Below are 23300 nucleotides of genomic sequence, written 5' to 3' on the forward strand. Positions count from 1 at the left end.
GATTTCGCGAGCCGAAGGTGCACCTCCGCACGGGCCGCGAGCGGAGAAGGGGCAGGAGGACGGGACTGGCCCACGGTCAGGAAGTTAGGTTAGGTTAACCTTCGCAACCCCGTCACCCCCTCCGAAGGATCGCCGTGCCCGTCTCCCGCACCCCCCTCCGCCGCACGCCTCTGCGCGTCTCCGCCGTCGCCGCGCTCGGCCTCTCCGCCCTGCTGCTGACCGGCTGCTCCGCGGGGGCCGACGCCGCCGGCACCGACGGCGGCACCGATGCCGCCGCGACCGGCGCGGGCTTCCCCGTCACCGTCGAGCACGCCTTCGGCGAGACGACCGTCGAGTCGGCGGACCGCGTGGTCGCGACCAGCTGGACCAACCAGGACGTGGCGCTCGCCCTCGGCGTGACCCCGGTCGGCTTCGCGAAGGCCTCCTACGGCGACGAGGACGGCGACGGCCTGCTCGCCTGGACCAAGGAGGCGCTCGACGCGAGCGGCGCCGAGACGCCGACCCTCTTCGACGAGACCGACGGCGTGCCGTTCGAGGCGATCTCGGACCTCACCCCCGACGTGATCCTCTCCGCCTACTCCGGCATCACGCAGCAGGACTACGACACCCTCAGCCAGATCGCCCCGACCGTCGCCTACCCGGGACTGCCCTGGGCGACCACCTGGCAGGACTCCGCGAAGCTCGACGGTGAGGCGCTCGGACTGGGCGACGAGGCCGAGGCGAAGGTCGTCGAGGTCGAGGACGAGATCGACGCCGCCGTCGCCGCGAAGCCCTCGCTGGCCGGCAAGACCTTCACCTACGGCTGGTACGACCCGACCGACGCCAGCACCTTCACCTACTACACCGGCAACGACGCGCGGGTGAAGTTCGTCGAGGACCTCGGCCTCGAGCTCGCCCCGAGCGTCGTCTCGCTCACCGGCGACTCCGAGCTGTTCAGCGGCACCGTCAGCTCCGAGAACGCCGACCAGCTCGACGCCGACGTCCTCATCGTCTACGGCGACGACACCACCCTCGCGGCGCTGCAGGCGGACCCGCTGCTCTCCAAGATCCCCGCGGTCGCCCGCGGCTCGGTCTACGTCCTCACCGACGACTCCTCCGAGGCGATGGCGACCTCGTCGCCGAACCTGCTGAGCATCCCGTGGGTGCTCGACGAGTACACGACCGGCCTCGCGACCGCCGCCGACAAGGTGTCGTGACCGCCGAGGCCACGGCACCCCACCGGCGCCCCGGACGCGACGACACTCGCCTCCGGGGCGCCGGTGCGCGCTGGCGCGTCCCGGCGCTGATCGCCGTGCTCGCCGCGCTGGTCGTCGCGTCGGTGCTCTCGCTGGTCTACGGCTCGCGCGAGATCTCGCTCGGCGAGATCTGGCCGGCGCTCACCGCGCCCGACCCGGACTCGATCGTCGACGCGGCGGTGCAGGGGCGCGTCCCGCGCACGGTCCTGGCGCTGCTCGTCGGTGCCGCGCTCGGGCTCGCCGGCGCGGTGATGCAGGGGATGACCCGCAACCCGCTCGCGGATCCGGGGATCCTGGGGCTGAACGCGGGCGCGTCCCTCGCGGTCGTGCTCGGGATCTCGACGGTCGGAGCGACGACGCTCCCCCAGTTCATCTGGCTCGCCTTCCTCGGCGCGGCGGCGGCCGGGGCCTTCGTCTACGCGGTCGCCTCGCTCGGACGGGAGGGCGCGACACCGCTCAAGCTCGCGCTCGCCGGCGCCGCGACCGCCGCGGCCCTCGCCTCGCTGATCAGCGCGGTGCTGCTCACCCAGGACGCGACGCTCAACCGCTTCCGGTTCTGGCAGGTCGGCGGGGTCGGCGGCGCCGAGTTCACCAGCATCGTCCAGGTCCTGCCGTTCCTCGCGGTCGGCGGCGCGCTCGCGATCGGCAGCGCCCGCGGGCTCGACGCCCTCGCGCTCGGCGACGATCTCGCCAAGGGACTCGGCCGCCGCGTCGGCCGGACGCGCCTCGTGGCCGGGCTCGCCGCGGTGCTGCTCTGCGGGGCGGCGACCGCCATCGCGGGGCCGATCGGCTTCATCGGGCTCACCGTGCCGCACCTCGCGCGGCGGTTCACCGGGCCGTCGCACGCGTGGCTTCTCCCCTCCTCCGCACTGCTCGGCGCGCTGCTGCTGCTGGTCGCCGACGTGATCGGGCGGGTCGTCGCACGGCCGAGCGACGTGGAGGTCGGCATCGTCACCGCCCTGATCGGGGCGCCGGTGCTGATCGCGATCGTGCGGCGCTCGAAGGTGCGGGCCCTGTGAGCGCCGCCCCGTCACTCCGTTCTCCTGCGGGTGCTCCGCCGCTCGGCGTCGCCGCGGGTCGTCGCCGCCGCGCCCGCCGCACCGCGCTGGGCTGCGGGGTGCTCGCGCTTATCGCCCTCGCGCTCGTCGTCGTGTCGCTCACCGTCGGCAGCACCGTCTACTCGCCGCTCGAGGTGCTGCGGGTGATGCTCGGCGAGACGGTGCCCGGCGCCTCCTTCACCGTCGGCACGCTGCGGCTGCCGCGCACGCTGACCGCCGTGCTGGTCGGCCTCGGCTTCGGGATGGGCGGCGTGATCTTCCAGACGATGCTGCGGAACGCTCTCGCCAGCCCCGACATCATCGGCATCACCTCGGGTGCGAGCGCGGCGGCCGTCGTCGCGATCGCGTTCTTCGGACTCTCGGGGGGCGCGGTCTCGGTGATCGCGGTCGCGGCGGCCCTCGTCACGGCGCTGCTGATCGCCTGGCTCGCCGACGGCAGCGGAGTGATCGGCGCCCGGCTGATCCTGATCGGCATCGGGATCGCGGCGATGCTGCAGAGCGTCATCGCCTACGTGCAGACGCGCGCGCAGTTCGAGGACGTGCAGGAGTCGCTGCGCTGGCTGACCGGCAGCCTCAACTCCGCGTCGTGGGCGGGGGTGCCGGCGCTCGCGCTGTCGATGCTGGTGCTCGTGCCGCTCGCGCTGCTGCTGGCCGGGCGGCTCTCGATGCTGCAGCTCGGCGACGAGTCGGCGACCGCGCTGGGCGTGGACGTGCGGCGCAGCCGGCTGGGGCTGCTCGCGGTGGCGGTGTGCCTGGTCGCCGTCGCGACCGCGGCCACCGGTCCGATCGCGTTCGTCGCCTTCGTCTCCGGGCCGATCGCGCGGCGGCTCGTGCCGGACGCGCGCGTGCCGCTGATCCCGTCCGCGCTGGTCGGGATCGTCGTCGTGCTCGCGGCGGACCTGGTCGCGCAGCACGTCGCGGGGCTCGCCTTCTCCGGCGCCCGCTTCCCCGTCGGAGTGGTGACCGGTGCGCTCGGCGCGCCGTTCCTGCTCTGGCTCCTCGCTCGCCGCAACCGCACCGGAGGATCCCTGTGACCGCCCCGACCTCCCCCGTGGCCGCCGGTCACTCCACGCTGTCGGTCGAGGGTGTGACGCTCGCCTACGACGAGCGCGTGGTCGTCGACGGGCTGTCGCTGACGGTGCCGACCGGGGCGATCAGCGTCATTGTCGGGGCGAACGCCTGCGGCAAGTCGACGCTGCTGCGGGCGATGGCGCGGCTGATCACGCCGAGCGCGGGGGCCGTGCTGCTGGACGGCGAGGCGATCCACCGGCTCCCGACGCGGCAGGTCGCGCAGCGGGTGGGACTGCTGCCGCAGACGCCGATCGCGCCCGAGGGGATCGCCGTGGCGGATCTGGTGGCGCGCGGGCGGTACCCGCACCGCGGCTGGTTCGGGCGGGGCGCCTCCGCCGACGACGACGCGATCGTCGAGGACGCCCTGCGCGCGACCGGGACGCTGGAGATCGCGGACCGGCCCGTCGACGAGCTGTCCGGCGGGCAGCGGCAGCGGGTGTGGATCGCGCTGGCGCTCGCGCAGCGGACCGACGTGCTGCTGCTCGACGAGCCGACGACCTACCTCGACGTCTCGCACCAGATCGAGGTGCTCGACCTGCTGACCGACCTCAACCGGGAGCGCGGCACGACGATCGTGATCGTGCTGCACGACCTCAACCTCGCGGCGCGCTACGCGGACCACCTCTTCGCAGTGCGGGCCGGCGCGCTCTACGCCTCGGGCACACCGGCCGAGGTGGTGACCGCGGAGACGGTGCGCGCGGTCTTCGGCATGGAGTCGCGCGTGATCGCGGACCCGGTGTCGGGGACGCCGCTGGTGCTGCCGATCGGGCGGCACCACTCGGGGTGACGGGTCCCGAGACGCCCCTGCGGGGCCACTCGACCAGCATGCTGCGGCGAGGTGCACTCCATGCTGATCGAGTAGGCCGGGCAGCGGGCGCATCGAGATCCACCACCGCCAGAACGCGAGTCTGCAGACCCGCCCTGCTGATGACGGCGGGTCTCGATACGCCCCTGCGGGGCTACTCGACCAACATGATGCGGCGCAGCCGCGTCCTTTCTCCCGCCACCGAGACGCGAAGCGCCTTCCCCCGCTCGACACGCCCCTCCGGAGCTGCTCACCAGCGTGCGGTGTGCGGTGGGAGCGGTTTCCTGGGGCCGGTGTCGGAGGCGTGTGGCACCCTCCTCCGAGGAGTCCGCAGGCGGCGGACGGAGCGGAGCGGCATGATCGAGCTGGACCTGAGCGGACGGACGGCCCTGGTGACGGGGTCAGGCCAGGGCATCGGACTCGCGATCGCTATCGGGCTGGCACACGCCGGCGCCGAGGTTGTCGTCAACGCGCGATCGGAGCGGTCGGTGCGCCGAGCGATCAAGGACGTGCGCGCGGCCGTGCCCGACGCCTCCGTCCGCGGTGTGGCGGCCGACGTCTCGAGCGAGGCCGGGACGGCGAAGCTGCTCGAGTCGGTCCCGCGGGTCGACGTGCTGGTGAACAACCTCGGCATCTTCGGCAGCACCGAGCCGCTCGACATCACCGACGACGAGTGGCGCCGCTACTTCGAGGTCAACGTGCTCACCGGCGTGCGCCTCACCCGCGCGTACCTGCCCGCGATGACGGAGGCGGGCTGGGGCCGCGTCCTCTACATCGGCAGCGACTCCGCCGTCGTCACGCCGGCCGAGATGATCCACTACGGCGTCTCGAAGACCGCGCTGCTCGGCGTCTCCCGCGGCTTCGCGAAGGCCGCCGCCGGCACCGGCGTCACCGTCAACAGCGTGCTCGCCGGGCCGACCCACACCGGCGGCGTCGAGGACTTCGTCTACGAGCTCGTCGACCACTCCCTCCCCTGGGAGGAGGCGCAGCGCGAGTTCATGCGGCTGCACCGCCCGCAGTCGCTGCTCCAGCGCCTGATCGAGCCGGAGGAGATCGCCAACATGGTCGTCTACCTGGCGTCGCCGCTCGCCTCGGCGACCACGGGCGCCGCGGTGCGGGTGGACGGCGGGTACATCGACGCGATCGTGCCGTGAGCGGTCGCGGTGCAGGAGGCGCGGGCCGGGGCAGTCCATGGGTCCTGCCGGTACGCGACGGCGGGGCGGGGCCGTCGACGCGGGCGGCGCTCTGCCATCTCCACGGTGCTTGAATGAGTCGATGACCTCCCGCGCCGACCACCTCGCCGACTTCGCCGAGTTCCTCACCGCCTCGCCGTCCTCCTTCCACGCCGCGGCGGAGACCGCGCGGCGACTGGCGGCGGCGGGGTTCGAGTCCGTCGACGAGACCGCCGCGTGGCCCTCGGAGCCCGGGCGCTACTTCGCCCTCCGCGACGGGGCGGTCATCGCCTGGCACGTCCCGGCCGGGGCCACCGCGGTGACGCCGTTCCGCATCCTCGGCGCGCACACCGACTCCCCCGGCTTCAAGCTGAAGCCGCGACCGACGGTCGAGTCGAAGGGCTGGCTGCAGGCCGGCGTCGAGGTCTACGGCGGACCGCTGCTCAACTCCTGGCTCGACCGCGAGCTCGAGCTGGCCGGCCGGATCGTCACCCGCGACGGCGCCGAGGTGCTCGTGCGCACCGGTCCGTTCCTGCGGATCCCGCAGCTCGCGATCCACCTCGACCGCGAGGCGAACGACGGCCTGAAGCTCGACCGGCAGAAGCACACCGTCCCCGTCTACGGCCTGGGCGACGCGGACGGGAACGACCTGCTCGGGATCCTCGCCGCGAAGGCCGGGCTCGACGGCGCCGCCGACATCGCCGGCTACGACCTCATCACCGCGGACACCCAGCCGCCCGCGCGCTTCGGCCTCGACGACGCGCTCTTCGCGGCCGGGCGGATGGACGACCTCAGCTCGGTGCACGCGGGACTCGTCGCGCTGCTCGCGGCGAGCGGCACGGATGCGGACTCGGACTCGAACACGGAGCCGGGGCACATCAGCATGCTCGCCGCCTTCGACCACGAGGAGCTCGGCTCGGCCAGCCGCTCCGGAGCGAGCGGGCCCTTCCTCGAGGACGTGCTCACCCGCGTCGGCGCCGCGCTCGGCGCGGGTGTCGACGAGCGCGCCCGCGCGATGGCGCGGTCCTGGTGCCTCTCCGCCGACGCCGGCCACTCCGTGCACCCGAACTACCCGGAGAAGCACGACCCGGTGAACCAGCCGGTCGCCGGCAAGGGCCCGCTTCTCAAGATCAACGCCTCGCAGCGCTACGCGACCGACGCCCGCGGCGCGGCGCTCTGGGCCGGAGTGTGCGCACGGGCGGGGGTGGAGTTCCAGGAGTTCGTCTCGAACAACACGGTCCCCTGCGGCTCCACGATCGGGCCGCTCACCGCTACCCGGCTCGGGATCTCGACGGTCGACGTCGGGGTGCCGCTGCTGTCGATGCACTCCGCGCGCGAACTCGCCCACGTCGACGACCTCGTCGCCCTGACCCGCGCGATCGAGGCGTTCTTCACCGCCGCCGACTGACGCCGGCGGGCCTGCAGGCCGCCGTCTCGACGGGGGCGGATCTCGATACGCGCGCTGCGCGCGCTACTCGATCAGCATGAAAGGGGCGCGCTGCGCGCTCTGCTCGCTCAGCACGGAGGGGCGCTGCTCGACCTGCATGGCGGGGCACTGCGCGCACTGCCCGATCAGCACGGCGGGGCGCTGCGCGCACTGCCCGATCACAAGGTGCCTCTGCAGCACCATGCTGGTCGAGCAGCCCCGCAGGGGCGTCTCGAGACCCACCCTCTCCGGCAGTGCCGGTCCGGAGACGCGGTCCTCCGACGTGGGCGGAACGGCCCCTCCCGGATCGCAACCCCCTTGCCGCGCCACCCGAGCACGCGGTGCCCTGGGGCATGCGCGAAGTGAAGCTCGTCCGTCTCGTCAGCCGTCTCGAGAACGTGGCCGCCCTCGATCCGCTCGTCGACCGGGTCAAGAAGGTGGTCGACGCGGTCATCCGGCCGCAGCCCGTGCGGGACGTGCTGCACGGCGTCCCGATCGGGCACCCGGTGCATCCGCTGCTCGTGCTCGTGCCGACCGGCGCGTGGGTGTCGGCGGCGGTCCTCGATCTGCTGCCCGGCAACGAGCGCGCGGCGCGCACCCTCATCGGCCTGGGGATCGTCAGCGTGCTGCCCACCGCCGCCGCCGGCTACACCGACTGGTCCGAGCTGCACGAGCAGCAGAAGCGCGTCGGGCTCGTCCACGCGGCCGCCAACGTCGCCGGGACCGTCCTCTACACCGCGTCCTTCGTCCAGCGCGTGCGCGGGCGGCGCGCCAGCGGGAAGGTGCTCAGCGCGCTCGGCCTCGCCGTCGTCTCCGGCGGCGGCTACCTCGGCGGCCACCTCAGCTACCGCCAGGCGGCCGGTGCGAACCACACCGAGGACGTGCCGCACCGCTTCCCGACCGGCTGGCAGCCCCTGGGCCCGCTCGCCGAGCTGCCGCAGAACTCCCCCGTGAAGAAGACCGTCGCCGAGACCCCGCTGCTCGCCGTCCGCCACGGCGACCGCGTCGACGTCCTCTCGAACGTCTGCAGCCACCTCTCCGGCCCCCTCGACGAGGGCGAGCTCCGCGGCACCGGCGCCGACGCCTGCATCACCTGCCCCTGGCACGCGAGCGCCTTCTCGCTCGAGACCGGCGAGGTCGTCCGCGGCCCCGCCACCTCACCCCAGCCTCGTTTCGAGACGCGCGTCACCGACGGCCTGGTGGAGGTTCTGCTGCCGCACGCGGGGTGAGCGGGACCACCGCCGCGCGCCTCAGTCCACTCGCGGCCAGTCGCTCGTCAGCGACGCCTCGATCGCCCGGTGCCGGAACCCGTACAGCTTCCCTCGGTCGATGATCCCGCGGACGGTGTCGAGACGCTGCGCCGTCGTCCCCACCTCCGACGGCTTCGACAGACCGAGCGCGCGGGCGATCCGGGTCAGCGACCGATCGCGGGCCGGCAGAACCGCCATCGCTTCGAGGAAGGCGCGCTCTCGCGCGGGCAGCCGGCCGAGGATCCGCTCGACATGCGCGGCCGCCTCCCGCTGCACGCCTCGCCAGCCCGCAAGCACCTGCCGGCGCGTGATCGTGGCGTCGGTGCCCGCGTACCAAGCGCTCTCCCCGGCCAGCTGGAACAGGAACGGCTCACCCCGGCAGAGGTCGACGATCGCCGCGACGGCGTCGGCCTCCATCCGGATGCGGCCCGTCCCACCCGCGCCGTCCGCGACCTCCCAGCCGGGCAGCACGAAGTCCTGCAGCGCCGCGACGATGTCGTCGTCGTCGATGGCCGTCAGCACGGTCGTCTTGAAGCGGCGAGCGAAGATGGCGCCCTTCTGGCCGCCGGCGCGGTCCTCGAAGTCGGGCAAGCCGGTGAGGTAGACCGCGATGGGCAGGAAGCGGGTCACCTGTACGCCGCCCGGCAGCGCGACCGTCTCCTCGTGGGTGATGGCATCGCCGAGCGCGATCAGCAGCTGCGAGAGGCCGCTCTCGTCGGCGATGTTCTGCACCTCGTCGAGGTGCACGAGCACGACGACGTCCTGCGCGATCGCGGCCCGGCCCACCTCGACGAGCAGCTCGGTCAGCGCGGTGTGCGCCTCCGGGCCGTCCTGTCCGCGGAGGGTGAGCGAGAGCCCGGATGCAGCGACCGCCTGCACGCGCTCGAGGAGGGCCGCGATCCGCTTCTCCCGGGCGGTCGGCAGACCGGCGGCCTCGGCGAGAGCGAGCAGGGCGGCGGCCACGAGCTTCAGCGGGTCGGCGCCCGACGGGATGCGCAGCTGCGGAGTCACCCAGTCGCCGTCCGCTGCGGCGTCGCGGGCGATCCGCCGCACCAGGGCGGACTTGCCGAGTCCGGGCTCGCCGAGGATCGTGCGGCCGCGCTCAGGGAGGCCTCGCGCGAGGCGGGGACGGAGCACGTCACGCCAATCGCTCAGCTGCGTCGTCCGCCCCGCCCAGATCTCGGGCACCGCGTCGGAGCCGGGACTGAACGGGTTGTCGAGAGAGTTGCGCATGTTGATAATGTTATCAACTCGACCATCGGCGATAATGTTATCGCTGCGGTGATCGCCCGTTCACCCGCTCCGCCGCTCCTCCGCCAGCACCGCGAGCTGCTCGCGGCAGCGCGCCAGCAGCGCGTCCTTCTGCTGCTGCGGCTCCGGCGGGAACAGCTCGCCGGGGCGGGACCAGTCGGCCGTGGCCAGGATCGCGGCCTCCTCGTCGATCCACTCGGAGAAGGCCGTCGTCAGGCGGTCGGCCTCGGCGCGGCGCCCGAGCGCCAGGAGCGCGCGGATCGCGGAGACCGTCTGCTCGTCGTAGTGCGGCGCCGTCACGGCGTCGCCGGTCAGCCCGGCCGCCGCCTCCCAGTCGTCGGCGGCGCCCGCGTCGTCGCCGAGTCGCGCCCGCGCGGTACCGCGGCGGAGCAGCAGCCCGGCGGGGACGGCCGACGGCGGGCGCTCCTCGCCGAGGCAGGCGGGCGGCGCGAGGGCGGCGCAGAGGAAGGTCAGCGCATCGGCGGGCGACGACGCGTCGGCGAGCGCGATCATCGTCGCGTCCCAGACCTCGAGCACGCGCCCCTCGGGCACCCGGCTCCCCGGGCCCTCCCCCTGCCCGAGCACCCGGCCCAGCAGCAGGCCCTGAGCGCGACCCGCTCGGCCGTCCGCGACCAGCAGCGCCGCGTACTCGAGGGTCAGATCGTCGCGCTCGAGGACGAGCGCCTCGTTCTCCTCGAGGAGGGCGAGCCGCTCCTCGTGCCCGAGGAGCACCCGGAGCCGGTCGTACTCGACGAGGAGCCCTGCGTCGCCGGGGGCGAGGTGCCGAGCGCGCTCGAGGTAGGCGAGCCCCGCCTCGGCGTCGCCGTAGGCGGTGCAGGAGGCCGCCCCCAGCGCGCGCAGCGCGGCCACCCGCACCCACGCCCTCGGGTCGTGCGCGGCGGCGGACCACGTAGCAGCGAAGGCGTCCTCGACGCGGCCCACCGCGGAGTACCAGCCGCCGAGGAGGAAGCGGGCGGTGGTGTCCTCGGCGTCGGCCGCCTCCAGCGCCTCGACGTCCTCGAGGCGGACCGGGCGGCAGCCCTCGAGCGGCGCCTGCTGCGCGATCCGCCGGGCGGACCGTGCCTGGTCGGGCCGACCCTGCCGCTCGTGCAGCAGTGCGGCGTGATAGTGTACCAGCGGCACCACCCCGGTCCGCTCGCCGGGGGTGCGCCGCGCGGCATCGGCCGCGAGCGCGAGGGCGAGCAGTCGCAGTGCGTCGTCCGGCAGCCCCGCGTCGCGGTACTCCAGCGCGACGTCCAGTAGCGCGTCGGCGTCGGCGTCGAGCGGCCGGCCGGCGAGGTCGCGCGCCCAGTGGTCGAGCGGATCGCGCGCGAGCACGCTCTCGAGCAGCGCCCTCGACTGCTGCGCCCGCCGGCCGCGCCGGAGCACGACGGCGAGCAGGACCGCCGCCCGCGCGTGCTGCCCGTCGACCGCGCGCACCTCGCGCAGCACCGCCTCGGCCTCCTCGAGGCGGTCCGTCGCCAGGAGGAGCCGCCCGAGCGCGACACCGGACGGGACGCGCCAGGCCGGTGTCCTCCGCGCCGTGCTCAGAGCCTCGAGCGCCTCCTCCGGCCGTCCCTGCCGGGCGAGGAGCTCGCCCAGCCGGTGGTGCGCCTCGCCGTCGGCCGGCACCACGCCCCGTGAGGTCAGCCGCTCGATCGCGGAGCGGAGGTGGCCCTCCGCCTCGTCGAAGCGGCCCGCGGCGGCGAGCGACCGCGCCAGCGCGACGCGGCAGCGGGCGTCGCCGGGGTCCCGCCAGACCGCCTCCTCCCAGTAGTGCTCGGGCGCACCTCCGGAGCGCGGGCGCTCCTCGAGGTGCAGACCGAGGAGGAACAGCTCGTCGTTGGACGCGACGTCCTCCGGAGCGGGCGGAGGGGGCGGAGGCGCAGCGCCTCCCCTGGACGTTCCACTGGTACTGTCGGCGGAAATGGCAGCGTTGTCATCGAGCACGCCGCCCAGTCAAGATCAGATCCGGTGCCGAGATGGAGGACGGAACCCGTGGAACTTCTGGACGGAACGCTGATGAGGTGCGCACGGACGCCGACGATCCTCGGGGCGGGCTTCCCGGGCGAGACGATGCACGTCCTGCCGCGTCCCCGCGTCCGGGAGGCGCTGACGCAGCCGGGGACGTCGCACCTCCTGGTCACCGACTGCGGCCACTTCCCCGAGGCGCGCGGGCACGGACGAGTGCGCACCAGCCCGATCGCGGACGCCGTCGTCCTGGTCTGCACCCGGGGTTCCGGCTGGTGCACGACGGCGGCGGGCACCTTCGCCGTGACCGCGGGGCAGATCGTCCTGCTGCCGCCCGGCGAGCCGCACGGCTACGGGGCCGACGCCGCCGACCCGTGGACGCTGTGGTGGCTGCACCTCGCCGGCAGCGACCTGCCCGAGTTCCTGCAGGCCGCGCGCGCCACGGTCGACGCTCCGGTGCGCACCCTGTCCGACGTCTACGCCGCGGTCGCGCTGATCTCGGCGGCGATCACGCACCTGGGCTGCGACTCGACGACGAACAGCCTGCTCGCCGCATCGGGCGCCGCCTGGCACCTGCTGGCGATCCTCGCCTCGGACCGCCCGCCCGGCGACGCGCGCAGCACCGCCCTCGACCGGGCCGCGCAGTTCCTCCACGACCACCCCGCCGAGCGGATCGAGGTGGCGGAGCTCGCCTCGATGGCGTGCCTGAGCCCGTCGCACTTCGCGGCCCTCTTCCGGCGCCGCTTCGGGATGCCGGTGCTGCAGTACCGGACCGAGCTGCGGATGGCGCGGGCCCGCGAGCTGCTCGACATGACGGAGCGGCCGATCGCCGAGGTGGCCGCCGCCGCCGGCTACGAGGACTCCTTCTACTTCGCCCGGCAGTTCAAGCGGATCCACGGCCTGACTCCGCACGCGTACCGGACGCGGAACTGAGCGGAGCGGAACCGAGCGGCGCGGAACCGAGCGGCGCGGAACCGAGCGGCGCGGAGGACAGCGGCGCGGGCCCGGTCTCCCCGGTCTCCCCGGACGCCAGGACGAGGCCGTTCAGCCGCCGCTGCAGCTCGACGTTCGACCAGCCCGGGTGCTGCGGTGCGGAGTTGGAGCCGACGAGCGTTCCCCAGTAGCCGAGGTCGATGCAGCGCTGGACGGCGTAGCCGGCGAGGACCCGGCCGGCCGGCCCGTCCTCGAACTCCGCCTCCAGCGGCGTGTAGCCGATCCAGCCCTCGCCGACCACGGCGGGGATTCCGCGGCGGCGGGCCCAGGTCGCCACCGCGCGCAGCCGGACGTCGATCGCCTCCCGCATCGCGACCTCGTAGCGGCCGTAGTGCGAGTAGAGCCAGGAGTCCCACGCGACCGGATCGACCCGGTCGTAGGCGTAGAACATGCTCGGGCTGATGCCGGTCGCCGCGAGCCGCCACGGTTCGACGGTGTGCGCCAGGGCGTCGAACTCGGGCGCCCCCTCGCGCAGGAGCGATCTCAGCTCGGCGCTCGGGAACACCGGCGGCTCGGCCCGCACTCCCGCCCACTCCTCCAGCGCCGCGAGGACCCCGTAGACGTAGAAGTGCACGTGCGCGACCTGCGCGTTCTCCGGCACGGAGTCGAGGTCGAGGTACGGCGGGATCCCGTAGCAGACGGTCGACAGGACATCCGGATGATCCGCCTGCAGGATCTCCAGCGCGGCGGTCAGGTACGGCTTCTGCGCCCAGAAGGTGTCGAGCCCCTCCGCCGGCACCTCGCCGAGGCGGGAGAGGTCGACCTCGTTGTGCACCTCGACGTAGGCGATCCGGTCGGCCAGCCCCTCGACCTCGAGGAAGGCGATCAGCCGGGACTCGGCGCGGGCGAGAGCCTCGTGGCGCTCGGTCGGCGGGATCGCCGTCAGCAGGTCGTGCCAGGACGAGTCGCTGAGGAACGCGGGGCTCTGCTGGTACTCCCAGGAGGAGACGATGACGAACACGTCGTGCGCGGCGGCCTGGCGGAACAGCTCGACCAGGCGCGCCCGCAGGTCGACCACGGCGCCGCCGACGGCGTCATACCAGCGCGTGCCCCGGCCGACGTCACCGCCCATGTTCGAGAAGCGCAGCTGCGAGGTGTCGATCGAGTGGTCGCCGAACAGCAGGAGCGGAGCCGCGCAGATCCGGACCGTGTTGCAGCCGCGCTCCACCGCCTCGTCGAACGCGCGCCCGAGGTCGTGGAAGGGCTCGCCCGGCATCGTCCGCGTGTACCAGGAGAAGTCCCAGAGCGAGAGGGTCAGCCGCGGCGGCAGGTGTGCGGGCGGGCGGGGTGAGCGGGTCGCGCGGGACATGCCGGGTGCTCCTTCGGGCCGGAACGGTGCTCCCACGCTAGGCCTCGTGCCGCCCGATCCGCACGGGCGATCCTCCGGAGAAGACTGGAGGATTCGCTGATCACCCAGGAACGGCCACGGATGCCCTGTCTGCGCCACCTGGACGATGGGACGGTCGACCGACCGGTGCGGTGCGAACGCGCCGAGGGTCAGCCGCGCGGTGCCGCGACGGAGCCGCCCGGGCGCCACGGCCCGCCGATGCGCTCCTGCAGCAGCGGCGCGGCCGGATCGGCGAGACGGGCGAGCAGCGCTTCCACCCCGCGGCGGCCGAGGGCGTGGCCCGGCGCGACGAGCAGATCGAGCGCGGGGTCGGCGAGGTCCGCGACGTCGGGGTCGGAGGCGAGCAGCACGATCGAGAGGTCCTCCGGCACCCGCACGCCGCGGTGGCGCAGTTCGTGCGCGAAGCCGACCGCCGCGCCGCCGTTGATCACCAGGACCGCCGTGGCCGTCTCCGGGTCGAGCGAGCGGGCCAGCGCGCGCCCGCCGGCCGGCGTCTCCTCGCAGCGCAGCAGTCCGGCGGTCAGGCTGCGGGCCTCCGCCGCTCTCTCGAACGCCGCGCGCGTCCGGGCGTACGGGCCGAAGTCGGCGCCGCCCTCCGGCCCGAGCACGAGCGCGACCCGGCGGTGCCCCAGGGCGGTCAGGCGCTCGAGCGCCTCCTCGACCATGCCCTCGAAGTCGATGTCCACCCAGTCGAGCGCCGAGGGGTCGCGGGTGCGGCCGAGCAGGGCGAACGGGGTACCGGAGTCGCGCAGGACCGCCACCCGCTCGTCGTCCGACGTCACCTGCATCAGCACGACGCCGTCGAGCAGGCCGTCGGCGCGCAGATCGGCGAGCTTCTCCGCGCCGCCGACCGTGGGCCAGAGCACGATCGAGTAGCCGCTCTCGGCGGCCGCCTCGGCGGCGCCGGCGAGGAAGGTCGTCGCGGTGTTCAGCGGACGCGAGGGGACCAGCGGGTAGACGATCGCGATCATCATCGAGCGCCGGCGGGCCAGCGCGCGGGCCAGGGCGTGCGGGCGGTAGCCGAGCTCGCGCATCGCCTCCCGGACCCGCTCGGCCGTCTCCGGCGAGACCGGCTTGCTGGCGTTGACGACGAAGGAGACGGTCGCGATCGACACGCCCGCGCGGCGCGCGACGTCCTGCATGGTCGCCATCGCGCCTCCCTCCGCTCGACGCGCCCCGCCGCGGTTGACGCGGGGGCGCGGTGTCCCGCAGTCTAGGAGCACACCCCGGTAAAGCGCTTAACCGCTGCATCGGCGCACTCGACACCTCCAACGAAGAAGGACCCTCCGTGACCACACCCGCCGCTCCCCTCCGCGTCCTCGTCTGGGGCGAGAACCGCCACGAGCAGATCGAGGAGAAGGTCCGCGCGATCTACCCCGACGGCATGCACACGACGATCGCCGCCGGCATCACCGAGAACCTCGGCGAGCGCGCGACCGTCTCGACCACCACGCTCGACGAGCCCGAGCACGGCCTCACCGAGGAGGTCCTCGCCGGCACCGACGTGCTGGTCTGGTGGGGCCACATGGCGCACGACGCCGTCGCCGACGAGATCGTCGAGCGTGTGCAGCGCCACGTCCTCTCCGGCATGGGGCTCGTCGTCCTGCACTCCGGCCACTGGTCGAAGATCTTCGGGAAGCTGATGGGCACCACCTGCACGCTGCGCTGGCGCTCGGCCGAGGACCGCGAGATCGTCTGGACCGTCGACCCGACGCACCCCATCGCGCAGGGCGTGCCGCACCCCTTCACGATCCCGCAGCAGGAGATGTACGGCGAGTTCTTCGACGTCCCCGCGCCCGACGAGCTGGTCTTCCTCTCCACCTTCTCCGGCGGCGAGGTCTTCCGCTCCGGGATGACCTGGAAGCGCGGCCACGGGAGGATCTTCTTCTTCTCGCCCGGCGACCAGGACTTCCCCGTCTACCACCACGCCGACGTCCGTCGCGTGATCGCGAACGGCGTCGAGTGGGCGCACTCCGACCGCCCCGAGCGCCGCCTGCCCGTGCTGCAGCGCTACGAGTCCGGCGAGTTCTTCGCCGGCGAGGACTACCAGGGGGCGCTCGTCCGATGACCGTCCGTCTCGTCCAGGTCGGAGCGGGCGCCATGGGGCGCGCGTGGATCCGCACCGTCCGCGACCACCCCGACGCCGAGCTGGTCGGCCTCGTCGACCTCGACGTCGCGCTCGCCGAGCGGGCCGCCGAGGAGGAGGGGGTCGGGCCGATCGCGGTCGGCAGCTCCGTCGCCGAGGTCGCCGCGCGCTCCGGCGCCGATGCGGTCGTCAACGTCACCGTGCCGCGCGCGCACCTGCCGGTGAGCAGCGAGGCGCTCTTCGCCGGGCTGCCGGTGCTATCGGAGAAGCCGATCGCGCCGACGATCGCCGAGTCGCTGATCCTCGCCGCGACGAGCGAGGTCGCCGGGCAGCTGCTGATGACCAGCCAGTCGCGGCGCTACTACCCCGCGATCGCCGCGTTCCGCGAGCAGGTCGCCGGGCTCGGGGAGCTCGGAACGGCGTCGGTCCTCTTCGCGAAGGCGCCGCACTTCGGCGGCTTCCGCGAGGAGATGCCGCACGTGCTGCTGGTCGACATGGCGATCCACGCCTTCGACGCGGCGCGCTACGTCCTGGACCGCGACCCGGTCGCCGTCTACTGCGAGGAGTACAACCCGGGCTGGAGCTGGTACGCCGACGGTGCCGCGGCGAGCGCCGTCTTCGAGTTCGCTGGCGGCGTCCGCTTCAGCTACACCGGCAGCTGGTGCGCCGACGGGCTCGAGACGTCCTGGAACGGCGACTGGCGCGTCACCGGCGCGGGCGGCACCGCGCACTGGGACGGCGACGGCGCGCCCTCCTGGCAGGCACGGGAGTCGGAGGCGGTGCGGACCGCGACGCTCGAGCCCGGCCCGCAGGAGATCGCGGGCTCGCTCGCCGAGTTCGTGCGCGTGCTGGGCTCCGGCGCCGTGCCCTCCGGCGAGGTGCACGCGAACGTGCGGAGCCTCGCGATGGTCGAGGCGGCGGTGCGCTCCTCCGAGACGGGCGCGCGCGTCCGCATCGACGACGTCCTCGAGGAGGGCTACGCCGAGGCCCTCGGCCTCGCGCGCGACGAGCGCGTGCGCGCCGCCCTGGCGGGCTGGGGCTCGGCGGCGGCGGGCCTCGCGGCCCGCTGACGCGACGGAATCTCTGCATGCTGGTCGAGTAGCCCCGCAGGGGCGTATCGAGACCCACCGTCCTCAGCAGGGCGGGCCGGCAGACCCCACTTCTGACCCAGGTGGATCTCGATACGGCCGCTCCGCGGCCTCCTCGATCAGCATGCATCCGCCAACTGACCCGCGACGGGGCCAGAGCTCCGAGCAGGCCCCCGTACGCGTCCACTCGCAAGCGCCGACCCACGCGAGCGGACGCACATCGGGCCCTGCCCTCCGGCCGAACCCCGTTCCGAGTCCACCCGCTCGCTCTCGCCCATGCCGGTCGAGCAGCCGCGGCACGCGGCCCCTTTCATGCTGGTCGAGTAGCCGCGGCACGCGGCGTATCGAGACCCACCGGCCCCAGCAGGGCGGGTCTGCAGACCACTCTCCTGACGCAGGTGGATCTCGATACGGCCGCTCCGCGGCCTCCTCGATCAGCATGGGGGCGCCCGCGTCGGCAAGATCGGCACGCCCCCGCTTTCATGCTGGTCGAGTAGCCGCGGCACGCGGCGTATCGAGACCCCCATCCTCAGCAGGGCGGTTCGCAGACTTCTCCTCCCGACCCCGCCCCCGGGCGTTCGCCCGCCGGACACCTGGGCGCGCCGTCGCGTTCACCCGGGGCGGCCAGCGTGGGCGGGTTCCTTCGAAACCGCTCAGGAGATCCGTGCCCCGTCACTTCGCCCCCCGCCGCACCGCCGGCGCCGCGCTCACCCTCGTCCTCGCGAGCTGCACCGTCGGCGCCGCGCTGCCCGCCACCGCCGCCGGCGACTCCTTCTTCACGCGCATCGCCACGGTGCCCGCGTACCTCAACGCCGCCGACCCGGCGGTCGACTCCGCCGTCGCCGAGATCTCCAGCGCCTCGCCCGACGGCCGCCTCGTCTACTCCACCGACTCCGCCGGCCAGCGGATCAACGTCCTCGACATCAGCGACCCGGACGCGCCGAAGCCCCTCGGGGGCGTCGGCGTCGGCGGCGAGCCCACCTCGGTCTACGCGACAGGCGAGTACGTGCTCGCGGTCGTCGACACCTCCGACGGCGACTTCGCGAACCCCTCCGGCCACGTCAGCGTGCTGCACGTGAGCGACCTCGCCCCGGTCGCGACGATCGAGCTCGGCGGCCAGCCCGACTCCATCGACGTCACCACCGCCGGCGACCTCGCCGTCATCGCGGTCGAGAACCAGCGCGACGAGGAGTTCACGCCCGAGGGCGCCGAGGAGGGCGACCTCCCGCAGGCCCCCGCCGGCGAGCTCGTCGTGATGGACCTCACCGCCGACCCGTCCACCTGGGTCGCCGAGCACATCGCGCTCACCGGCCTCGCGGGCCTCGACACCCCGAGCGACCCGGAGCCCGAGTACGTCTCCATCAACCCGGCCGACACCGCCGTCGCCGTGACCCTGCAGGAGAACAACGCCGTCGCGATCCTCGACCTGGCCACCCGCACCGTCACCGCGTCCTACTCGGCCGGCACCGCCTCCGTCTCCGGGATCGACACCCTCGACGACGACCGCATCGCGCTGACCGACTCGATCACCGACGTCCCGCGCGAGCCCGACGCGATCGGCTGGGTCGGCGACGACCACGTCGCGATCGCGAACGAGGGCGACTGGAAGGGCGGCACCCGCGGCTGGTCGATCCTCGACGCGGCCTCCGGCGCCGTGGTCTGGGACGCCGGCAACTCCTTCGACCACCTCGCCGTCAGCCTCGGCCTCTACCCCGACAAGCGCTCCGACGCGAAGGGCTCCGAGCCGGAGGGCCTGCTCTCGGCGACCTTCGACGGCGTGCCGTACGTCTTCGTCGGCGCCGAGCGCGCCAACTTCGTCGCGGTCTACGACGTCTCCGACCCGACCGCGCCGCGTCTCGTGCAGGCGCTGCCGTCCACGCCCGGCCCGGAGGGGCTGCTCGCCCTGCCCGAGCGCGACCTGCTGGTCGTCTCGAGCGAGACCGACGACGCCGAGGCGGCGGTGCGCGCGAGCGTGCAGCTCTACGCGCTCGGCGCCTCCGCCCCCGCCTTCCCGACCATCGCGTCGGCCGACGTCGACGGCTCGCCGCTGCCGTGGGGCGCGCTCTCGGGCCTCTCGGGCGACCCGGCCTCCGCGGATCGTCTCTACGCCGTGAGCGACAGCGCGTACGCGCCGAGCACGATCCACTCGGTCGACACGTCGGTCGTCCCGGCGCTGATCGACTCGACGCTCACCGTGACGGAGGCGGGTGAGCCGGCCGCCCTCGACCTCGAGGGCATCGCCGCGCGCGAGGACGGCGGCTTCTGGGCGGTGACCGAGGGCGCGACCGGACCGGAGAACGCGCTGCTGCGCCTGGACGCCTCCGCCGCCGTGCTCGAGCGGATCGCGCTCCCCGCCGAGCTGGGCGACGCGCTCGGCTCGCAGGGCTTCGAGGGCGTCACGATCGAGGCGGGTGCGGACGGCGAGATCGTCTGGACCGCACTGCAGCGCGAGGCGTCGACCGACGCCGACGGGATGGTGCGAATCGGGCGCTACGACGTCGCGGCCGGCAGCTGGAGCTTCTTCGGCTACCCGCTGGAGACCCCGTCCGGTGCCGAGGGCGACTGGAACGGCCTCTCCGAGATCACGCTGACGCCCGCCGGGACCCTCGCGGTCATCGAGCGCGACAAGCGCAACGGACCGGACGCGGCGCTCAAGGCCGTGTACACCGTGCCGCTGCCGACGGGGCCGGGCGCCGCGATCGGCGAGGAGCTCCCCGTGCTGGAGAAGACGCTCGCCGTCGACGTCCTGCCCGCGCTCGAGGCCGGCAACGGCTGGACCCAGGAGAAGCTCGAGGGCCTGGGCATCACCGGCGCCGGCGAGGTCTTCGCAGTGACCGACAACGACGGCGTGGACGACGCCAACGGCGAGACGGTGCTCGCGTCGCTCGGCTCCGCGGCCGACGTGTTCGGAGCGGCGGTGACGCCGACCCCGGCGCCGACGACCGAGCCGACCGCGGTGCCGACGACCGAGCCGACCGGGGTGCCCACGGCTGAGCCGACTGCTGCGCCCACTGCGCAGCCCACGGCCGGACCCACGGCCGAGCCCACCATTGCGCCGACCGCGCAGCCTACGGTCGCGCCGACGCACCCCGCCGGTGCCGTGCCGCCGCGGACGGGCTCCGGCTCCGGCTCGCTCGCCTCGACCGGTGTCGAGACCGGCTGGCTCTCGGCCGCCGCGCTGTCCCTCCTCGCCGGCGGAGCCCTCGTGCTCGGCCTCGCCCGGAGGCGCCGCACCGCGCGCTGACCGGAGCAGATCTCGATACGGCCGCTGCGCGCGGCTCCCCCTGCTGGTCGAGTAGCCGCGGCACGCGGCGTATCGAGACCCGCCGTCACCAGCAGGGCAGGTCTGCAGACTCCACTCCTGGCGCTGGTGGATCTCGATACGCCCGCTCCGCGGGCTACTCGATCAGCATGACCGCCTGCGGGTCGAGCAGCCGCGGCAGTCGGCCCCCTCATGCTGGTCGAGTAGCCGCGGGACGCGGCGTATCGAGACCCGCCGTCACCAGCAGGGCGGGTCTGCAGACTCCCCTTCTGACGCGGGGTGATCTCGATCAGCAGGAGTGCGCCGGTCACCCGAGGACGAGCGTCAGGCGGTGCGCTCCCGGCCAGAGTGCGTCCTTCGGCAGGACGTCCGGTCCGCAGGCGCGAGAGCCGAGGCCGTGCTGGGCGGCGTCGACGAAGAGGTGCAGGGTGTCGGACGGCGGGAGTTCGTGCGGGTGCGCCGCGGCGCTCCGCTGCTGCGGGGTGTGGCGTGAGAGCTGGAAGCCCGGCCGGCGGCCCCGCGCGTCGGGGAGGGCCGTCACGCTGAGCGGCCCGAGCTCGAGCGAGCGCAGGTCGGAGCGGTGGCCCGACTCCTGGGGGCGGGCGTAGGCGACCTCGAGCGCATCGACGGCGGAGGAGAACCGGCCGACCCGGGCCGCCGCGCGCGAGTCGGGGTAGGACTCGGCGGGTCCGGTGCCGAACCACTCCACTGAGCCGTCGGCGAGCGAGCCGGGCAGGTCGAAGCGCAGCCCGACGCGGGGCCAGGTGCAGTCCCAGACTCCGAAGGGCTCGATGTCCGCCCGGAGCAGCAGCCCGGTGTCGACCAGGGTCCACTCCAGCCGGGTCTCCACGCCGATGCCGGTGCCGGCGGCCATGCTGCGCACCCGGCGGACGAGTCCGTGCTCGCCGAACTCGACCGAGAGGGTGCGGTGCCGGAGGCGATCCAGCCCGCGCTCCCGCCACCGATCGGCGGACGGCGGGACGTCCTCGTCTCCGCGGCCGTTCGTCAGCGCCGGGTCGGCGACCTCGTACGAGCCCTGGCCGTCGAGGCGGTCGTTCTCGGTCGGCGCGCGCCACAGCTCGAGGCGTGGGCCGGCCATCGGCAGGGCGGCCAGTGCGATCAGCGTTCCGTCCGCGGCGAAGCGCGCGCCGCCGAGAGCTGCCCCCTCCGCCGTCCTGCGGAGGCGGTCGGTCGTCGGTCGCGGGCGGGTGCTCGGGCGTCCCAAGGACGCCTGTGCGGTGGCGACGACGTGTCCCGCCGCCGACCAGGCGGTCGCCGCGCGGCGCGTCGTCCGCACGGTCAGCCATCGCTCGGCGCCGGTGAGCGGTGGCGTCGGTAGCAGCAGCGGGACGTGCGCGACTCCTCCGGCCGCGACGGGCGACACCTCGACCGCGCCGTGGGTGACGGGCCGGCCGTCGTCCTCGAGCGTCCACTCGAACTCCAGATCGGCCGTGTCGAGGGTGTGCCTTCGGTTGCGGATCTCGAGAGTCCGCAGACCGGGGTCGATCGCGAGCGCGACCTCGGCGGCGACCGCGGCGAACTCGGCGAGGGCAGGTGTCGGCGTCCCGTCGGAGAGGACGAGGCCGTCCATGATGAAGATCCCGTCGTGCAGCGCCTCGCCGAAGTCGCCGCCGTAGCCGAAGAACTCGGTGCCGTCGGCGGTCCGGGTGCGCAGGCCGTGGTCGCGCCACTCCCAGATGAAGCCGCCGTGATGGCGCGGATAGCGGTCGACGAGGGCCTCGTAGTCGGCCAGCGCCCCGGGCCCGTTGCCCATCGCGTGCCCGTACTCGCACAGGAGGAAGGGCTTCGACCGCTGCCGGGCCCCTGCCGCGGGGCCGATCTCGTGCACCGGCATGGTCTGCTCGCCGCAGACGGAGTGGATCTCCTCGAGCGTCGGATACATCCGCGAGTAGAGGTCCGTGTAAGCGCCCTCGTAGTCGCCCTCGTAGTGGACCGGCCGCGTGAGGTCGCGCTCGTGCACCCAGGCGGCCATCGCCGCGAGGTTGCGGCCCGTCCCCGCCTCGTTGCCGAGCGACCAGACGACGACGCTGGGGTGGTTCTTGTCCCGCTCGACGGTCCGCTGCACGCGATCCAGGAAGGCGTCGCGCCAGGCCGGGTCGTCGGACGGGTTGCCCGCCCAGGAGACCTCCCAGAAGCCGTGCGTCTCGAGATCGCACTCGAGGACGACCCAGAACCCCAGCTCGTCGGCGAGGTCGAGGAAGGACGGGTGCGGCGGCTGGTGCGCGGTCCGGATCGCGGTGATGCCGTGGCGCTTCATCAGCTCGAGGTCGGCGCGGGTCGCGGCGGCGTCGTGCACGCGCCCGCGGTCGGGGTGGGACTCGTGGCGGTTGACGCCGCGGAAGACGAGCGGGCGGCCGTTCGCGAGCAGGCGATCGCCCTCGATGCGGACGCTGCGGAAGCCCAGGCGCAGGGTGACGGTCTCCTCCGGGGAGGCGACGGTGGCGTCGTAGAGTCGGGGCGACTCCGCCGACCACGCCTCGACGCTCGGGACGGCGAGAGGAGCGACCTCGTCCGGGCCGTCCCAGACCTCGTGGATCCCGAGCTCCGGGACGCGGATCGTGATCGGGAAGGCGCCGGTCGGCACGACGGTCAGCTCGCCGCTGCCGCCGATCTCGTCGTAGGAGGCGGTGACGTCGACGTCGTCGAGGGCGAGGGCGGGACGGGCGAGCAGCGTCACCGAGCGGAAGATGCCGGCGAGCCACCACTGGTCCTGGTCCTCGAGGTAGCTGGCGGCCGAGAACTGGTGCACGCGCACGGCGAGGACGTTCTCGCCGGGGACGAGGTGCTCGGTGACGTCGAACTCGGTCGCGAGCCGGCTGCCGGTGAACCAGCCGATCTCCACGCCGTTCAGCCAGACAGTCGCCAGCGATTCGACGCCGTCGAAGCGCAGGAGCACCTGGGCGGCGCCGTCGAAGGCCGCCGGGAGCTCGAAGGACCGGCGGTGGTCGCCGGTCGGGTTCTCGTCGGGGACGTGCGGCGGATCGACCGGGAAGGGGTAGCGGATGTTGGTGTACACCGGCCGCCCGTGCCCCTCGAGCGCCCAGTGCGAGGGGACCCGGAGCGACCGCCAGCCGTCCGTGCTCGTCGAGGGATCGGCGAAGGGGGGCGGCGCCCAGACGCCGTCCCCGGGGTCGCCCGGCAGGAGCCGGAACGCCCAGTCGCCGTCGAGCGAGAGCGCCGGGGCGTCCGAGTGCAGCCAGGAGCGCGGGGCGAGGCGGGAGGAGGAGCCGGGGGCGGTGGTGCCGAGGTGGGGCATGGCGGTG

The 23300-nt window shown here is 74.1% G+C and carries 17 protein-coding genes; 11 read left to right on the forward strand and 6 right to left on the reverse strand.

Annotated features, from left to right (window positions below):
- The first annotated feature begins 134 nt into the window (after positions 1–134).
- From MT353_RS08085 to MT353_RS08110, 6 genes are all read left to right on the forward strand, one after another.
- The gene (locus MT353_RS08085) at positions 135–1196 is read left to right on the forward strand and encodes an iron-siderophore ABC transporter substrate-binding protein (protein ID WP_243624070.1); all 1062 of its coding nucleotides are present in this window, start codon (positions 135–137) and stop codon (positions 1194–1196) included.
- Positions 1193–2254 (forward strand): FecCD family ABC transporter permease, encoded by a 1062-nt coding sequence (locus MT353_RS08090; protein ID WP_374204693.1) that lies wholly within the window; start codon positions 1193–1195, stop codon positions 2252–2254. The genes MT353_RS08085 and MT353_RS08090 overlap by 4 nt, the downstream gene beginning before the upstream one ends.
- A complete protein-coding gene (locus MT353_RS08095; RefSeq protein ID WP_243624071.1) occupies positions 2251–3327 on the forward strand; it encodes an iron chelate uptake ABC transporter family permease subunit in 1077 nt (358 codons plus the stop codon). Before MT353_RS08090 ends, MT353_RS08095 begins: the two co-directional genes overlap by 4 nt.
- A complete protein-coding gene (locus tag MT353_RS08100) occupies positions 3324–4151 on the forward strand; it encodes an ABC transporter ATP-binding protein (RefSeq protein WP_374204694.1) in 828 nt (275 codons plus the stop codon). Before MT353_RS08095 ends, MT353_RS08100 begins: the two co-directional genes overlap by 4 nt.
- Before the next feature lie 377 nt (positions 4152–4528).
- Positions 4529–5323, forward strand: coding sequence for an SDR family NAD(P)-dependent oxidoreductase (locus tag MT353_RS08105; protein WP_243624232.1), 795 nt, complete (start codon positions 4529–4531; stop codon positions 5321–5323).
- Positions 5324–5444: 121 nt separating this feature from the next.
- Entirely contained in the window at positions 5445–6749 is a 1305-nt protein-coding gene (locus tag MT353_RS08110; protein ID WP_243624072.1) for a M18 family aminopeptidase, read from the forward strand.
- Between the two features lie 63 nt (positions 6750–6812).
- On the opposite strand, the gene MT353_RS08115 is transcribed toward MT353_RS08110, so the two are convergent.
- Entirely contained in the window at positions 6813–6971 is a 159-nt protein-coding gene (locus MT353_RS08115; protein WP_243600632.1) for a hypothetical protein, read from the reverse strand.
- Between the two features lie 149 nt (positions 6972–7120).
- Here MT353_RS08115 and MT353_RS08120 point away from each other — a divergent pair, with 149 nt between their 5' ends.
- On the forward strand, positions 7121–7996 hold the full coding sequence (locus MT353_RS08120) for a Rieske 2Fe-2S domain-containing protein (protein ID WP_243624073.1): 876 nt from the start codon (positions 7121–7123) through the stop codon (positions 7994–7996).
- Between the two features lie 21 nt (positions 7997–8017).
- Here the strand turns inward: MT353_RS08120 and MT353_RS08125 are convergent, their stop codons facing one another.
- The gene (locus tag MT353_RS08125) at positions 8018–9250 is read right to left on the reverse strand and encodes an ATP-binding protein (RefSeq protein WP_243624074.1); all 1233 of its coding nucleotides are present in this window, start codon (positions 9248–9250) and stop codon (positions 8018–8020) included.
- A gap of 60 nt (positions 9251–9310) precedes the next feature.
- Positions 9311–11218, reverse strand: a complete 1908-nt coding sequence (locus MT353_RS08130; protein ID WP_243624075.1) for a tetratricopeptide repeat protein — start codon at positions 11216–11218, stop codon at positions 9311–9313.
- Between the two features lie 72 nt (positions 11219–11290).
- On the opposite strand from MT353_RS08130, the gene MT353_RS08135 reads away from it, so the two are divergent.
- Positions 11291–12172 carry an AraC family transcriptional regulator gene (locus MT353_RS08135; protein WP_243624076.1) on the forward strand — a complete coding sequence of 294 codons (882 nt, stop codon included), beginning with the start codon at positions 11291–11293 and terminating at the stop codon, positions 12170–12172.
- Here the strand turns inward: MT353_RS08135 and MT353_RS08140 are convergent.
- A complete protein-coding gene (locus MT353_RS08140; protein ID WP_243624077.1) occupies positions 12123–13541 on the reverse strand; it encodes a cellulase-like family protein in 1419 nt (472 codons plus the stop codon). The genes MT353_RS08135 and MT353_RS08140 overlap by 50 nt on opposite strands.
- Positions 13542–13729: 188 nt before the next feature.
- Positions 13730–14731: a LacI family DNA-binding transcriptional regulator gene (locus tag MT353_RS08145; RefSeq protein WP_243624078.1), complete on the reverse strand. Its 1002-nt coding sequence runs from the start codon at positions 14729–14731 to the stop codon at positions 13730–13732.
- Positions 14732–14868: 137 nt separating this feature from the next.
- Here MT353_RS08145 and MT353_RS08150 point away from each other — a divergent pair, with 137 nt between their 5' ends.
- The 3 genes from MT353_RS08150 to MT353_RS08160 all read left to right on the forward strand — a co-directional run bounded on the left by MT353_RS08150 (position 14869) and on the right by MT353_RS08160 (position 19998).
- Positions 14869–15648 (forward strand): ThuA domain-containing protein, encoded by a 780-nt coding sequence (locus tag MT353_RS08150; RefSeq protein ID WP_243600639.1) that lies wholly within the window; start codon positions 14869–14871, stop codon positions 15646–15648.
- Positions 15645–16736, forward strand: a complete 1092-nt coding sequence (locus MT353_RS08155; RefSeq protein ID WP_243600640.1) for a Gfo/Idh/MocA family protein — start codon at positions 15645–15647, stop codon at positions 16734–16736. Before MT353_RS08150 ends, MT353_RS08155 begins: the two co-directional genes overlap by 4 nt.
- 682 nt (positions 16737–17418) lie before the next feature.
- Positions 17419–19998: an esterase-like activity of phytase family protein gene (locus MT353_RS08160; protein WP_243624079.1), complete on the forward strand. Its 2580-nt coding sequence runs from the start codon at positions 17419–17421 to the stop codon at positions 19996–19998.
- 325 nt (positions 19999–20323) lie between these two features.
- Here MT353_RS08160 and MT353_RS08165 read toward each other — a convergent pair whose 3' ends face one another.
- Complete coding sequence (locus MT353_RS08165) at positions 20324–23293, reverse strand: glycoside hydrolase family 2 TIM barrel-domain containing protein (protein WP_243624081.1); 2970 nt, start codon at positions 23291–23293, stop codon at positions 20324–20326.
- Positions 23294–23300 lie beyond the last annotated feature (7 nt).

It is taken from the genome of Rathayibacter sp. VKM Ac-2927, from assembly GCF_022815525.1.
Classification (GTDB): Bacteria; Actinomycetota; Actinomycetes; order Actinomycetales; family Microbacteriaceae; genus Rathayibacter; species Rathayibacter festucae.